Here is a 14071-nt window from a genome sequence, read left to right on the forward strand (position 1 = left end):
TGCGCACACTGTCAAAGATCTCAATCACTTGCGAACCGTTGCCGTTTTCGCGCCGGAACATTTCGTTCCGAGTGAGCCGCTCATCTTACATCGTTTTCCGTATCCGTCAACACCTTCAGCGAAATATTTTTTGCTGCCGGGTTGTCGTGGAACCCCTCGCCGGAGAGCGTCTCGACGGGGGAGGAAAATAATAGCGCCCATCCGCAGGCCTGGGAAGGGGTACACACGAATTTTTTTCATCGCGATGACAAACCTGCACGCCGCTACACTCCGGCGCACACCCTCAAACCGAGCCTGCACATCCATGAAACCACTGCTCGCGCCGCTGCTTTTTGCCGTTGCCGCCACTGCCCTGGCCGCGCCCCAGCACGACGCTCCCGCCGTGCGCCTGCACGGCCAGCGCTTCAGTACGGAGTTCGCCACTACCGATGCGAGCCGCGAGCACGGCCTGATGATGCGTACGCAGCTGGCCGCCGATCACAGCATGCTGTTCGTGTTTGCGCAGGACGACCAGCGCTGGTTCTGGATGAAGAACACGCTTATCCCGCTGGACATCCTGTATTTCGACGGCAACCGGAAGCTGGTGTCGGTGCAGGCGAACGTGCCCCCGTGCAAGGCTGATCCCTGCCCCAGCTATCCCAGTGACCTGCCCGCCCGCTATGTGTTGGAACTGCCCGCGGGAACCGCCGGGCGCATTGGCGCCATGGTGGGCGACGAACTGACCATCGAGGGGAACGTCGGCGCGGTCGAGTGAGCGCCGCCTGCCAGGTCGTGCCGGCAGGGAACGCCGACGTGATACGGAACGAGCATTTCGGGGCGCAGATTGTCCAGTGCGTCCCACTCGTCTTCAAAGGGGATGAATTGCTGCATGGTGCCACTCCTGCGGGGACTCGCGCCGTGCTGGTGGCGCGTAGGAGCATCTAAGCAAACGGCCCGGTCCGCACGATGACGGAATCGGGCCGTTTGCGGGCGACGCGGTGAGCGAAATCAGTCGATTTCGATCATCTCGAAGTCGTCCTTGGTCGCCCCGCAATCAGGGCAGGTCCAGGTATCGGGCACGTCAGCCCAGCGCGTACCCGGCTCGATGCCTTCCTCGGGCACACCCAGGGCTTCGTCATAGATGAAGCCGCAAACGACACACATCCATTTGCGCAGGGTGCCGGTTTCGTTGGTGCTCTGATTCATCGCTGGACTGCTTGTTATGGAGAATAAGAGGCGCATTCTCGCAACTCCCCCGACGATGCGAAAGCGTATGGGGCCCATTTTCAGGACAGATTCATGCACCATAGACTCAAGGGCCGCGGCCTGTACGTGATCACCGATGGTCCGCGCGCCAATCTGCTGGAAGCAGTGGCACTGGCCCTGGCCGGTGGTGCAAAGCTGCTGCAGTACCGGGACAAGACCACCGACCAGGCCCGCCGGCTGACCGAGGCCCGCGCGCTGCGGGCTTTATGCGCGGCGCGCGGGGTGCCCCTGATCATCAATGACGATGTCGCGCTGGCCCAGGCGGCGGGCGCGGCCGGCGTCCATCTGGGCGAGGACGACGGCGACATCGCCTCCGCGCGACTGGCGCTGGGGCCGGACGCCATCATCGGCGTGTCCTGCTACGACTCGCTGGAACGCGCCCGCCAGGTTGCCGCCGACGGCGCCGATTACCTGGCTTTCGGGGCATTTTTCCCCTCGCCGACCAAGCCCCACGCACGCCGCGCCTCGTTCGACCTGCTGCGACAGACCGCCGCGCTCGGCTTGCCGCGGGTGGCGATCGGCGGCATCACGCCGGAAAATGGCGGGTCCCTCGTCGATGCCGGCGCGGACTACCTGGCCGTGATCTCGGCCGTTTTCGGCGATCCGGACGTACGCGCCGCCGCCGGGCGCTTCACCCAACTCTTCACTACGCATTGAGACTTCCACCATGACCACCAACCACGACCTCTTCCAACGCGCGCAGCAGCTGATGCCCGGTGGCGTGAACTCGCCCGTGCGCGCCTTCAAGTCGGTGGGCGGCGAACCGTTCTTCACGGCGCGTGCGGATGGCGCCTGTCTGTGGGACGTGGAAGGCAAGCGCTACATCGACTACGTCGGCTCGTGGGGCCCGATGATCGTGGGCCACAACCATCCGCATGTGCGCGAGGCGGTGGAGCGTGCGGTAAGGAATGGCCTTTCCTACGGCACGCCCTGCCCGGCGGAAGTCACCATGGCGGAGGCGATCACCTCGCTGATCCCGTCGATGGACATGGTGCGCATGGTCAATTCCGGCACCGAGGCGACCATGTCGGCCATCCGGCTCGCCCGCGGCGCCACCGGACGCAATTACATCGTGAAGTTCGAGGGCTGCTATCACGGCCATGGTGACAGCTTCCTGGTGAAGGCGGGTTCGGGCGCGCTGACGTTTGGCGTGCCGACCTCGCCGGGCGTGCCCAAGGCCAATGCGGACCTGACGCTGACGCTGCCGTACAACGATCTTGCCGCCGCCACGCGGCTGTTTGACGAACACGGCAGCGACATCGCGGGCCTGATCATCGAGCCGGTGGCGGGCAACATGAACTGCATTCCGCCGAAACAAGGCTATCTGCAGGGATTGCGCGAGCTGTGCACGATGCACGGTGCGCTGTTGATCTTCGATGAAGTCATGACCGGCTTCCGCGTTGCGCTGGGCGGCGCACAGGCCTATTACGGGGTCACGCCCGACCTCACCACGTTCGGCAAGATCATCGGCGGCGGCATGCCGGTGGGTGCCTATGGCGGTCGTCGCGACCTCATGCAGCAGATCGCGCCGTCCGGCCCGATCTACCAGGCCGGCACGCTGTCGGGCAATCCGGTAGCGATGGCGGCGGGCCTGGCGATGCTGGAACTGATCCAGGCACCGGGCTTCTACGAGCAGCTGTCGGCACGCACGCGCCTGCTCACCGACGGCCTGCAGGCCATCGCCGATGGTGAAGGCCTTCCTTTCAGCACGAACCGCGTGGGCGGCATGTTCGGCCTGTTCTTCACCAGCGAGAAGGTGGAGTCGTTCGCGCAGGCCACGGCCGCGGATACCGCCATGTTCAACCGCTTCTTCCACGGCATGCTGGAGCGTGGCGTATATCTTGCGCCTTCCGCGTTCGAGGCAGGCTTTGTCTCCAGCGCCCACGGCGAGCAGGACCTGGCCGATACGCTCGACGCAGCCCGTGGTGCGATGAAGGCTGCACGCGCGGGATAAGCCCATGCTCCGCGGCATGCTGCTCCACCTGGACGATGTAATGGCCGACTGCGATCGAACGATCCGCGTCGGCCAACGGGCCCAGCCTATCGGCAGCATGCCGCGCGCGATGCAGGACACGCCTGCGGGGTTCGGCTTGCCCTGATCGCGCCCCGCCCTTGACGCCGCCGGAGGCCACCCCGGCGTTATGCTGATGCCATCGTACGTAGAGCCCACACCGATGAGCGTGCAGAAGCGGTTTCCGTCCGACAGCGCTATCGAACCGGCGACCCCGGATGGTTGGCGGGCGCGCTGGTTCCACGTGATTTTCCGCCACGACACCGCACCCGGGCGCCTGTTCGACCTGGTGCTGATGGTGGCCATCCTGCTGAGCATCCTGGTCGCGGTGCTGGATACGGTCGAGGACCTGCACGCCCCCCTGGGGAGCGTGTTCTACGCACTGGAGTGGCTGTTCACCATCGCCTTCACGCTGGAATACGTGGTGCGGCTGCTGGTGATTTCGCACCCGCGTCGTTATGCGCTCAGCTTCTACGGCATCGTGGACCTGATGGCCGTGCTGCCGACCTACCTGACCTTGCTGGCCGCCGGCGGCCCGCACCTGATGGTGATCCGTGCGCTGCGCATCCTGCGCGTATTCCGCGTGCTCAAGATGACCCGTTACGTGGGCGAGGCGGACATGCTGTGGACCACCTTCCTGCGCGCGCGGCCCAAGATCCTGGTGTTCTTCAGCACCATCCTCACCCTGGTGCTGATCTTCGGCTCGCTGATGTACCTGATCGAGGGGCCGGAGAATGGCTACGCCAACATCCCGCTCTCGATGTACTGGGCGGTGGTGACAATGACCACGGTGGGCTTCGGTGACATCACGCCACACACGACGCTGGGGCGGATCGTCACTTCGCTGATCATGCTGCTGGGCTACAGCATCATCGCCGTTCCGACGGGGATCTTCGCGGCGGAGCTGGCCACCGGCATCCGCAAGGCGCAGCAGCAGACCTGCCCCCACTGCCAGCTGCCCGACCACCAGCCCGATGCACGCTATTGCCGGGGCTGCGGGGCGCCCTTGCAGCAAGGCGGCAGCGACGAGGAGACTCCCGCCCCTTGAGCAAACGCCAGGCGACTCGTCCTTGCGGCGAGGACGATCATCGGACGCGCGTCAGGCGGCAACGTAGGCGCGCAGCGCCGCCTCAAGGCGCTTGAGGCCTTCGGCGAGATCTTCGTCGGCGAGGTTGAGCGGCGGCACGAAACGCAGCACGTCCGGGCCCGCCTGCAGCACCAGCAAGCCGTGCGCCGCGGCGAAGTCGAGGATGGTCCCGGCCTTGCCCTTGTGCGCGTCCTTGAGCACCGCGCCCAGCATCAGGCCGCGGCCGCGCACTTCGTCGAACAGCGCCAGCGACGCGTTGATGCGCGCCAGGCCATCACGCAAGGCCTGCGACTGGCGCGCCACGTTGGCCAGCAGTTCCGGCGACGACAGCTTGCGCAGCGCCACGCGAGCCACCGCCGCAGCGAGCGGATTGCCGCCAAAGGTGGTGCCGTGCGCGCCGAACTGCATGGTCTCGGCCACTTTCGGACCGACCAGCATCGCACCGATCGGAAAGCCGCAGCCCAGCGCCTTGGCCAGTGTCACGATGTCCGGCGTCACCTCGTCCTGGACATGTGCGAACAAGCTGCCGGTGCGCCCCATGCCGCACTGGATCTCGTCCAGCACCAGCAAGGCTTGGTGCTGGTCACACAGTTCACGCACACGCTTGATGAAGCCGGGCGCAGCCGGCAGCACGCCACCCTCGCCCTGCACCGGCTCCAGCATCACCGCCGCCACGTCGCCGTGGGCAAAGGCGGCCTCCAGCTGCGCGACATCGTTGAAATCGAGATAGCGGAAACCGCCGGGCAAGGGCTCGTAGCCTTCCTGATACTTGGGCTGGGCGGTCGCGGTGACGGCGGCGAGCGTGCGGCCATGGAACGAGCCGCGGAACGTCACGATCACGCGCCTGGCCGCTTCGCGCCCCTGCGACGATGCCCACTTGCGCACGAGCTTGATCGCCGCCTCGTTGGCCTCGGTGCCGGAGTTGCACAGGAACACGCGCTCGGCAAAGCCGGACGCCTCGACCAGTTCCTCGGCCAGATGCAGCGGCGGCTCGCTGTAGAACACATTGCTGGTGTGCCACAGCTTGTGGGCCTGCGTGGTGAGCGCATCGAGCAGGTCCGGATCCTGGTGGCCCAAAGCGTTCACCGCGATGCCGGCGCCAAAATCCACGTAATCGCGCCCTTCCGTATCCCACACGCGCGCGCCCTTGCCGTGATCGAGTACCACGTCGCGCGGTCGATACACCGGCAGCCAGTAGCGCTTGCCGAGATCGATGAGGGACTGGGCGGACGGGTCTTGCGCGTGCATGTCGTACTCCGGGCGCAACCGGAGCGGCGGCGCCTTGTCAGGGGATGGGGAAACGGGGACGCCGCAGGCCTGGTGCGACGCAGCACGCATCGTAAGCCCTGTGCCATGCGTTTGCACGGCGACGCCGGCACCGCCGGCCAGCGTGCGCAATGTGTCAACTCGGGCTGTGCGATGTGTCGGGCGCGTTACAAACGGGCGGAAATGGCTCAACCGCGCGGTCTGGCGACCATTGCACAGGCGCCAGGCCAGCGCCGCTGTAACGCGCACAACACGCCGCGCGGGCAGCAAGAGCCATGCCGATGCGCGCAAGGGCGCGCTGCAGAGCCATCCGTCGACGTTGGCACGCCGATTGCTCTGTTTGAGCTGTACAGGCGGGAAGGGGGAAGGGCCAGCTGCGACAACGCACCGAACACCGCGGCAGGGACATCCGCGGCGGCGGATTGGCGAAACCTCTGGGGGGCCCAGGGCAAGGTCGATGCGAACATCGCAGCTGGCGACGGCTATCCGAACCTGCTTCCGCTGACAACTTCCGCGTGCGAGTGGCGGTCGTTCGAGCATGAATTCCGCCGCAAGGCGGCAACGAGGGCGGTAACCCGGCAACCCCTGTGGCCGGGGCACCAATGGAACCCCCCGGCCCGACCCCTGCGGGCCGGGGGTCTTCCTTTCAAAGACCCTGACGGCAGTGAAGGCGCATCGCGACCCTCGGCGTCGGGCTGAGCGGCGGGTGCTTGCAGCTACGTGGCCGGGTAGGCGCCCAACCAGCCACGCCTTGGCGAGCATCCGCCGCTCAGCCCGGACACGGCCGCGGCAGGGCGACACGCAGCAGCCCAAGCGCCGATGCGCGCAGGCACGCGACCCATGGACGTGAGTTCAGCGCAGCTCGTCGAGGGCGAGCTGGTGCTTCTTGCACAGGCGGTAGATGGTCACCCGCGACACCTTGAGACGGCGGGCGCACTCGCTGACGTTGAAGCGGCTCTCGCGCAGGCAGGCGATCACCGCATCGCGCTCCGCCGCCACCCGCGTATTGCCGAGGCTGGAGCGTGCCGTCTGCTTGGTCAGCACGTCCGCCAGGTCCAGGTCGTCCATGCTGATCAAGGCATCCTCCGCGACGACCGCGGCGCGCTGCACGCGGTTGAGCAACTCACGCACATTGCCCGGCCACGCAAAATCGAGCATGGCGCGGCGCGCGCTGGCGCTGAAGGCCCGGGCGTGGCTGCTGTGCTGCTCGCGGAACGCGTCCAGGAAGCGCTGCGCCAGCGTCACCACGTCGTCCTCGCGCTCGCGCAAGGCCGGCATGCGCAGGCGCAGCACATTGAGGCGGTAGTAGAGGTCCTCACGGAAGCGCCCCTGCTCGACGGCCTTTTCCAGGTCCACGTGGGTGGCGGCCAGCACGCGCACGTCGAGCTTGATCAGCTGGCTGCTGCCCACGCGTTCCAGCGTGCCTTCCTGCAGGAATCGCAACAGGCTGGTCTGCGCATCGAGCGGCAGGTCACCCACCTCGTCAAGGAAGACCGTGCCGCCGGCGGCGGTCTCGAAATGGCCGATGCGGCGAGCATTGGCGCCGGTGAACGCGCCGCGCTCATGGCCAAACAGTTCGGACTGCACCAGGTTGGGCGGCAGCGCGCCGCAATTGATGGCCGCGAACGGGCGCTCCGCACGGGCCGAGAGGCCATGCAGCGCGCGCGCGGCGACTTCCTTGCCGGTGCCGGTTTCGCCGGTGATCAGCACCGGCAATTCCACCGGCGCATATTTGCGGATGCTGGCCACGACGGCGCGAATGGCCTCGCTGCGGCCGGTCACGCCGATGTCGCCGGGTTCCGGAGCCGGTGGCTGGCCGCCACCGATGCGCGCCAGGGTCTCGACCAGGCGGTCGACGTCCACCGGCGTCGTGAAGTACTCGATGCTCGCTTCGAGGATGCGGTCGATCAGCGGCTCATGCGCCGGCATTTCCGGCGACAGCAGCGCGACCCAGGGGAGCCAGGGATGGTCCGCCATCAGCAGGGCCATGGCGTCGGCCGACGTGGGGTCGCCTTGGCGCAGGTCCGCAAGGGCCACCACCGTGTCGTTGTTGCGCATGCCCACACCGCTTTGCGTGTTGGCATCAGCCACGCGGACCAACCACCCCGCCTTGGCCAGCCCCGCCCGCTCCTCGCTGGCAGGTTCCCCAAACCAGACTACACAACGTCTGGCTTCCTCCCTCAAAACAGCCATGGCTCCCTCCCCTTCCCCTGATAAGGGTCACAGGTTTCGGCCGGGCGCAGCCCACTGCTGGCTACCCCCCGGTTACCACGCCCGTCGCGCAAACCTACGCCGCGACCGCTGCAGAAATGTGATATGCGTCACACAATATACAACTCTTAGCGCGACAGTCACCCGACAAATGGCGCAAAACCGTCGAACGGAAGCCCAGTGTCGGGCGATGGGCTAGGACCTATGGCCTACGGGCCCCACGCGCTTCCGGCGACCAGCAAGCCCGATGACAGCAAGCCGTCCGCCGGCCGCATGGCATGGACCGCCACCCGCTGCATCACCAGACGCCGGTATTGGGCATCGACGACCACGGCTCCTGCGCCGGCAGCTGGCCGTCTTGCAGCAGTTCGACCGAAATAAGGTCAGGCGAGCGTACAAAAGCCATGTGACCATCGCGTGGCGGGCGGTTGATGGTGTAGCCCATCGATTGCAGGCGCGCGCAGGTGGCATAGATGTCATCGACGCGAAACGCCAGGTGGCCGAAGTTACGGGCGCTGCCATAGTCCTCGGTCGAGCCCCAATTGTAGGTGAGCTCGACCTCGGCCTCCGGCGACTCCGGCGCCGAGAGGAGGATCAGGGTGAACTTGCCGGCCGCATGCTCCATGCGCCGGTTTTCGACCAGGCCCAGGCCCTCGCAGAAAAAACGCAGGCTGGCGTCGATGTCGCGGATGCGGATCATGCTGTGCAGGTATTTCATGGCTGGCTCCGTGGCGCCGGGCTGGCGCCGTCAGGCGGCAGGGAAAGACGAAGGCGAGCGGCCAGATCGTCCAGCACCTCGCGCGATGCGGGCGCCGGAAGTGCGTGCGGATAGACGCGCAACAAGCCGTCGCCCACGCGACGCGGCTGCACGTGCAGATGAAAGTGCGCGACCTCCTGCCCGCCGGCAGCACCGTTGGACTGCCAGAGGTTGAGGCCTGGCGGGTCGAAGGCGACGCGCAGGGCCTGCGCGACGCGGACGCCCAGCTGCATCACCTCGCCTGCCAGCACGGGGTCGATGGCGTCGATGTGCTCGACATGCAGGCGTGGCACCACCAGCACATGCCCCGGCACGGCCTGGCGCTGATCGAGAAAGGCCACCGCGGCGTCCGTCTGCGCCACCACGCTGGCTTCCAGCTCGCCCGCCACGATGGCGCAGAACGGGCACGTCACCGCGATCAATCCAGGAACAGGTCGGGCAGCAGCTTCTGGCCCGGCTGCATCGCATACGGCGCAAGATCCGTGATGCCGGCGTCGCGCAACACGTCCTCGTCGATCAGGAACTGGCCGGCGAAACCCACCGACGGGCGCGTGAGCACGGCATGCGCGGCATCGGCCACGATGGCCGGCTTGCGGCAACGCTCAAGCGGCACGCCGGGGATCATGTTGAGCGCGTCGGTGGCGATGATGGTGCGTGGCCACAAGGCATTCACCGCCACGCCCCGCGGGCCGAATTCTCCCGCGAGCCCCAGCGTGACGAAGCTCATGCCCATTTTCGCCAGCGTGTAGCCGGTATGCGGCGCCCACCACTTCGGATCGAGCGACGGTGGCGGCGCCAGCGTGAGGATGTGCGGGTTCGAGGACTTCAGCAGATGCGGGAGACAGGCCTGTGCACACACAAAGCTGCCCCGCGCATTGACCTGCTGCATCAGGTCGAAGCGCTTCATCGGTGTATCGAGCGCGCCGGCCAGCCAGATGGCGCTGGCGTTGTTCACCAGGATGTCGATGCCACCGAAGGCTTCGACCGTCGCCGCGACGGCAGCGTGCACGTCGTCTTCCTCGCGGATATCGCAGCGGATGGCCAGGGCCTTGCCGCCGACCGCTTCAATCTCCGCTGCGGCGGTATGGATGGTGCCCGGCAGCTTGGGATTGGGCACGCTGCTCTTGGCCGCGATGGCGATGTTGGCGCCATCGCGCGCGGCGCGCAGTGCAATGGCCAGGCCGATGCCGCGCGAGGCGCCGGTGATGAACAAGGTCTTGCCCGACAGACTGCCCATGGGTGTTCCACCTCCATCAAAGGATCATCAGTGTAGGAGCGCACCGCGCGCGCGAAAAGCGCGTGTAGCCGCGCCGCCGCTCAGGCGCGCTGGAAGCGCGGCAGGATATCGCGCAGCTCGGACAGGCGTTGCAACGGGTCGGTGAGCTCCAGCATGCGTTGCCGCTCGTCGATCTGCAGCGGCAGCAATTCGGCCAGGCGGAAACCCACCCAGCCGGCATCGTCATAGAGCTGTCGGGGCGCATGGCGCCACTGCGGCGCCATGTTCTCGATCAGTCGCTCCAGGATCGAGGCGAGCAGGCTCAGTTCCACCGGCACCGTCTGCGCCTGCTCCTCCGGCCAGAGTTCGACATCGCCGCGCACGAGCCCGTCCGAGCGCACGCGCGTACGCGCGACGCGGAAGCGCTGGCCGCCCTCGATGAGAATGCCCAGCAGGCCATCTTCGCGATTGTGGAAATCCGTGATGTGCGCCAACGTGCCCACCGCCGCCGGCAACGCCGGCGCGCCCACTTCGCCGCCTTCGAGGATCAGGCACACGCCGAACGGGGCGCCCTTGCGCGCGCATTCGCGCACCATGTCCAGATAGCGCGGCTCGAAAATGCGCAGTGGCAACTGGCCACCGGGATACAGCACGGTGCCGAGCGGGAACAGGGGCAAGTCGGTGGAAGGTAACTGGGCCGCCATGGACGACAAGTCTAGCCGTTTCCCCGGCCCGGTCCCGCCGGGCAACGGCGTGCGGCCGGCCAGGGAATACGCGCCGTCATGCCTGCAACGCGGCCACGAACCGACGTGGCGCGCCCTCGAAGCCACCATTGGACATGAACACCACGTGGTCGCCGGCACGGGCCTGGCTGCGCAGCGCGGCAATCAGGGCGTCGACCGTCGATGCGGTGCTGCCGCGGCCATCCAGTGCGCCCGTCACGCGGCCCGCGTCCCACGGCAATTCCGGACGCTGCAGGAACACCACGGCGTCGGCGTCCGCCAGCGACGGCGCCAGCGCCTCCGCGTGCGCGCCCAAGCGCATGGAATTGGAGCGGGGCTCGAGCGCCACGAGGATGCGCGAGCCGCCCACCTTCGCGCGCAGGCCGGCCAGCGTGGTGGCGATGGCGGTCGGATGATGGGCGAAATCGTCGTAGACACGCACACCGCCCACGTCGCCCACGATTTCCATGCGGCGCTTGACGCTCTCGAAGCTTGCAAAGGCTGGCAACAGGGCGCGCGGATCGGCACCCGCCGCCGTCGCCGCCGCCAGCGCCGCCAGCGCATTCATCACGCTGTGATTGCCCAGCAGCGACCAATGCACCTCGCCCACCAGCTCGCCGCCATGGCGCACGGCAAAGGCCGAGCCATCGGCGGCAAGCAGTTGCGCCTGCCAATCGCCCATGCCGATGCCGAAGGTTTCCACCGGCGTCCAGCAGCCCATGGCCAGCACCTCGGCCAGGTGCGCGTCGTGCGCGTTGACGATCAGGCGGCCATTGCCCGGCACCGTGCGCACGAGATGATGGAACTGGCGCTGGATCGCCGCCACGTCGGGAAAGATATCGGCGTGGTCGTATTCGAGGTTGTTGAGGATGGCGATGCGTGGACGGTAGTGCACGAACTTGGAGCGCTTGTCGAAGAACGCGCTGTCGTACTCGTCCGCCTCGATCACGAACGGCTTGCCGCTGCCGACGCGGGCGGAGGCATCGAAGTTGCCCGGCACGCCACCGATCAGGAAACCCGGCGCGAGGCCCGCGCTTTCCAGCAGGTGCGCCAGCAGGCTGGTGGTGGTGGTCTTGCCATGCGTGCCGGCTACTGCCAGCACTTCGCGACCCGGCAGCAGCGTATCGCCCAGCCATTGCGGGCCGGAGATGTAACGCAGCTGCGCATCGAGCATGTATTCCACGGCCGGATTGCCGCGCGTCATGGCATTGCCCACCACGACCAGGTCAGGCGCCGGCTTGAGGTAGTCGGCCCGGTAGCCGTCCATCAGGCGGATGCCGAGCGACTCCAGCTGGGTGCTCATGGGTGGGTAGACGTTGGCGTCGGAGCCTTCGACGGTGAGTCCAAGCTCGCGCGCCAGGGCGGCGACGCCGCCCATGAAGGTGCCGCAGATGCCGAGGATATGCAGACGCATGGGTAACCCGTTTGCTGGAAGCTGGGTGCGGCGCCATCGGTGCCGCCCCGCAAAAACATCGGGCCGCCCTGCGGCGGCCCGGAGCATCAGCCGTTGGCGGCGGCCGATTCGTTGGTCAGCACGCGCTTGACCCGCGCAGTGACTTCGTCGAGCTCGCCCACGCCATTGACGACCTGCAGCTTGCCGCGACGGGCAAAGAAGTCGGCCACCGGTGCGGTCTGCTCGGCATAGACCTTGAGGCGGTCGCGCACGACTTCCGGGTCGTCGTCATGGCGATGCTCGGCCGCGAAGCGGATCTCGCAACGCGCAATGATCACCTCGTTCGGGACATCGAGCTTCACCACTGCATCCAGCGGCTGGCCGATCTTGGCCAGCAGGTGGTCGAGCGCGTCGGCCTGCGCCAGGTTGCGCGGGTAGCCGTCGAGGATGAAGCCGTTCCTGACGTCGTCCTGGGCCAGGCGTTCTTCCAGCATGCCCAGCAGGATGTCGTCGGACACCAGCTTGCCGGCATTCATCACTTCCTTGGCCTTGAGACCCTGCGGCGTACCGGCCGCCACGGCAGCACGAAGCATGTCGCCGGTCGAGATGTGCGGTACGCCGAGCTCCGCCTTCAGACGGGCGGCCTGGGTGCCTTTGCCCGAGCCGGGCGGACCAAGTAGGACGAGTCGCATAATGCTCCATGGTATCGGCGAGCCACCGCACGCTGCGGCGGCCCGTCGAAAGCAAGAAAATTGGCGTTCAAAGTAGCTTCTGCGGGGGGTGCCGTCAAACCAGCGCGGCCGCCTTCCGGCGCCAAGTCATTGTTCCAAAAGACTTCCCGGGTTGACGCTGGATGGTCACACGGGACACCCAACCGCCCGGAGAGTGCCCATGAAGCCCCAAACCCGCCTCGCAGGCCGTCTGCTCTACGCCCAGTCCGGCGGCGTGACCGCCGTGATCAATGCCACCGCCGCGGGCGTAATCGAAGCGGCGCGCGCCCGGGGCGTGCAGGTATACGCCGCGCGCAACGGCATCCTGGGCGTGCTGCGCGAGGAGCTGATCGACACCTCGAAGGAGTCCAAGGCCGCCGTGACAGCGCTGCGCCATACGCCGGGGGGCGCGTTCGGTTCCTGTCGCTACAAGCTCAAGTCGCTGGAGGCCAACCGGGCCGAGTACGAGCGCCTGATCGAGGTGTTCCGCGCGCACGACATCCGCTGGTTCCTCTACAACGGCGGCAACGATTCGGCCGACACGGCACTGAAGATCTCGCAGCTCGGCAAGGCCATGGGCTACGACATCCGCTGCATTGGCGTGCCCAAGACGGTGGACAACGACCTGGCCGTCACCGATTGCTGCCCGGGCTTCGGTTCGGTGGCGAAATACACCGCGCTTTCGACGCTGGAAGCGAGCCTCGATGTTGCCTCGATGGCTGATACCTCGACCAAGGTGTTCATTCTCGAAGTGATGGGCCGGCATGCCGGCTGGATCGCCGCTGCCGCCGGCCTGGCCGGCGAAGGTGCGGATGCGGCGCCACATATCATCCTGTTTCCCGAGCGGGTGTTCGACGAGGCGGCCTTCCTGGCCAAGGTCAAGGCCACGGTGGAGCGCGTGGGCTGGTGCACGGTGGTCGCCTCCGAAGGCATCCGCAACGAGCAGGGCCAGTTCCTCGCCGAAGCCGGCACGCGCGACGCGTTCGGCCACAGCCAGCTCGGCGGAGTGGCGCCGGTGCTCGCCTCGCTGGTGAAGGAGAAGCTCGGCTACAAGTACCACTGGGCCTTGCCCGACTACCTGCAGCGTTCCGCACGGCACGCCGCCTCGAAGACCGATGCCGACCAGGCTTACGCGGTCGGCAAGGCGGCCGTCGATTACGCGCTGGCCGGCATGAATGCGGTCATGCCGGTGATCGTGCGCAGCAGCGACACTCCCTATCGCTGGAAGATCGAGGCCGCACCGCTATCGAAGATCGCCAACCGCGAGAAGAAGATGCCCGCGGGTTTTCTTACGCGCGATGGTTTTGGCATCACCGCCGCAGCGCGCCGGTACCTCGGCCCGCTCATCCAGGGCGAAGCACCGCCGCCGTACGGCCGGAATGGCTTGCCGCAATACGTGACGCTGAAGAACACCGCGGTTGCGCAAAGGCTCGAGCCGTTCGGGGACTGAGCC

The 14071-nt window shown here is 67.0% G+C and carries 14 protein-coding genes; 5 read left to right on the forward strand and 9 right to left on the reverse strand.

Features of this window, described 5'->3' with window-relative positions; translation table 11 throughout:
- Positions 1-304: 304 nt before the first annotated feature.
- Positions 305-754 carry a DUF192 domain-containing protein gene (locus ACXU4B_RS16430; RefSeq protein ID WP_205746630.1) on the forward strand — a complete coding sequence of 150 codons (450 nt, stop codon included), beginning with the start codon at positions 305-307 and terminating at the stop codon, positions 752-754.
- A gap of 233 nt (positions 755-987) precedes the next feature.
- Here ACXU4B_RS16430 and ACXU4B_RS16435 read toward each other — a convergent pair whose 3' ends face one another.
- Positions 988-1185 carry a rubredoxin gene (locus ACXU4B_RS16435; protein ID WP_131413487.1) on the reverse strand — a complete coding sequence of 66 codons (198 nt, stop codon included), beginning with the start codon at positions 1183-1185 and terminating at the stop codon, positions 988-990.
- A gap of 93 nt (positions 1186-1278) precedes the next feature.
- On the opposite strand from ACXU4B_RS16435, the gene thiE reads away from it, so the two are divergent.
- The 3 genes from thiE (at position 1279) to ACXU4B_RS16450 (ending at position 4304) form a co-directional block, all read left to right on the forward strand.
- The gene (thiE, locus tag ACXU4B_RS16440) at positions 1279-1902 is read left to right on the forward strand and encodes a thiamine phosphate synthase (RefSeq protein ID WP_131413485.1); all 624 of its coding nucleotides are present in this window, start codon (positions 1279-1281) and stop codon (positions 1900-1902) included.
- A 10-nt stretch (positions 1903-1912) separates the two neighbouring features.
- On the forward strand, positions 1913-3199 hold the full coding sequence (gene hemL, locus ACXU4B_RS16445) for a glutamate-1-semialdehyde 2,1-aminomutase (protein WP_131413483.1): 1287 nt from the start codon (positions 1913-1915) through the stop codon (positions 3197-3199).
- Positions 3200-3419: 220 nt separating this feature from the next.
- The gene (locus ACXU4B_RS16450; protein ID WP_131413531.1) at positions 3420-4304 is read left to right on the forward strand and encodes an ion transporter; all 885 of its coding nucleotides are present in this window, start codon (positions 3420-3422) and stop codon (positions 4302-4304) included.
- Between the two features lie 51 nt (positions 4305-4355).
- Here ACXU4B_RS16450 and ACXU4B_RS16455 read toward each other — a convergent pair whose 3' ends face one another.
- From ACXU4B_RS16455 to ACXU4B_RS16490, 8 genes are all read right to left on the reverse strand, one after another.
- Entirely contained in the window at positions 4356-5591 is a 1236-nt protein-coding gene (locus ACXU4B_RS16455; protein WP_131413481.1) for an acetylornithine transaminase, read from the reverse strand.
- Positions 5592-6461: 870 nt separating this feature from the next.
- The gene (locus ACXU4B_RS16460) at positions 6462-7802 is read right to left on the reverse strand and encodes a sigma-54 dependent transcriptional regulator (RefSeq protein ID WP_131413479.1); all 1341 of its coding nucleotides are present in this window, start codon (positions 7800-7802) and stop codon (positions 6462-6464) included.
- 316 nt (positions 7803-8118) lie between these two features.
- A complete protein-coding gene (locus ACXU4B_RS16465; RefSeq protein ID WP_131413477.1) occupies positions 8119-8538 on the reverse strand; it encodes a VOC family protein in 420 nt (139 codons plus the stop codon).
- Positions 8535-8990 carry an HIT family protein gene (locus tag ACXU4B_RS16470; RefSeq protein ID WP_131413475.1) on the reverse strand — a complete coding sequence of 152 codons (456 nt, stop codon included), beginning with the start codon at positions 8988-8990 and terminating at the stop codon, positions 8535-8537. Before ACXU4B_RS16470 ends, ACXU4B_RS16465 begins: the two co-directional genes overlap by 4 nt.
- 5 nt (positions 8991-8995) lie before the next feature.
- The gene (locus ACXU4B_RS16475) at positions 8996-9814 is read right to left on the reverse strand and encodes an SDR family oxidoreductase (RefSeq protein ID WP_131413473.1); all 819 of its coding nucleotides are present in this window, start codon (positions 9812-9814) and stop codon (positions 8996-8998) included.
- Positions 9815-9894: 80 nt separating this feature from the next.
- Complete coding sequence (locus ACXU4B_RS16480) at positions 9895-10497, reverse strand: LON peptidase substrate-binding domain-containing protein (protein ID WP_131413471.1); 603 nt, start codon at positions 10495-10497, stop codon at positions 9895-9897.
- 76 nt (positions 10498-10573) lie between these two features.
- Positions 10574-11929: a UDP-N-acetylmuramate:L-alanyl-gamma-D-glutamyl-meso-diaminopimelate ligase gene (gene mpl, locus ACXU4B_RS16485; RefSeq protein WP_131413469.1), complete on the reverse strand. Its 1356-nt coding sequence runs from the start codon at positions 11927-11929 to the stop codon at positions 10574-10576.
- Positions 11930-12015: 86 nt separating this feature from the next.
- Positions 12016-12600, reverse strand: coding sequence for an adenylate kinase (locus tag ACXU4B_RS16490; protein ID WP_131413467.1), 585 nt, complete (start codon positions 12598-12600; stop codon positions 12016-12018).
- Between the two features lie 199 nt (positions 12601-12799).
- Between ACXU4B_RS16490 and ACXU4B_RS16495 the strand changes: the two genes are divergently transcribed.
- Positions 12800-14068 carry a 6-phosphofructokinase gene (locus ACXU4B_RS16495; RefSeq protein WP_131413465.1) on the forward strand — a complete coding sequence of 423 codons (1269 nt, stop codon included), beginning with the start codon at positions 12800-12802 and terminating at the stop codon, positions 14066-14068.
- Positions 14069-14071 lie beyond the last annotated feature (3 nt).

It is taken from the genome of Dyella soli (genome assembly GCF_054482295.1).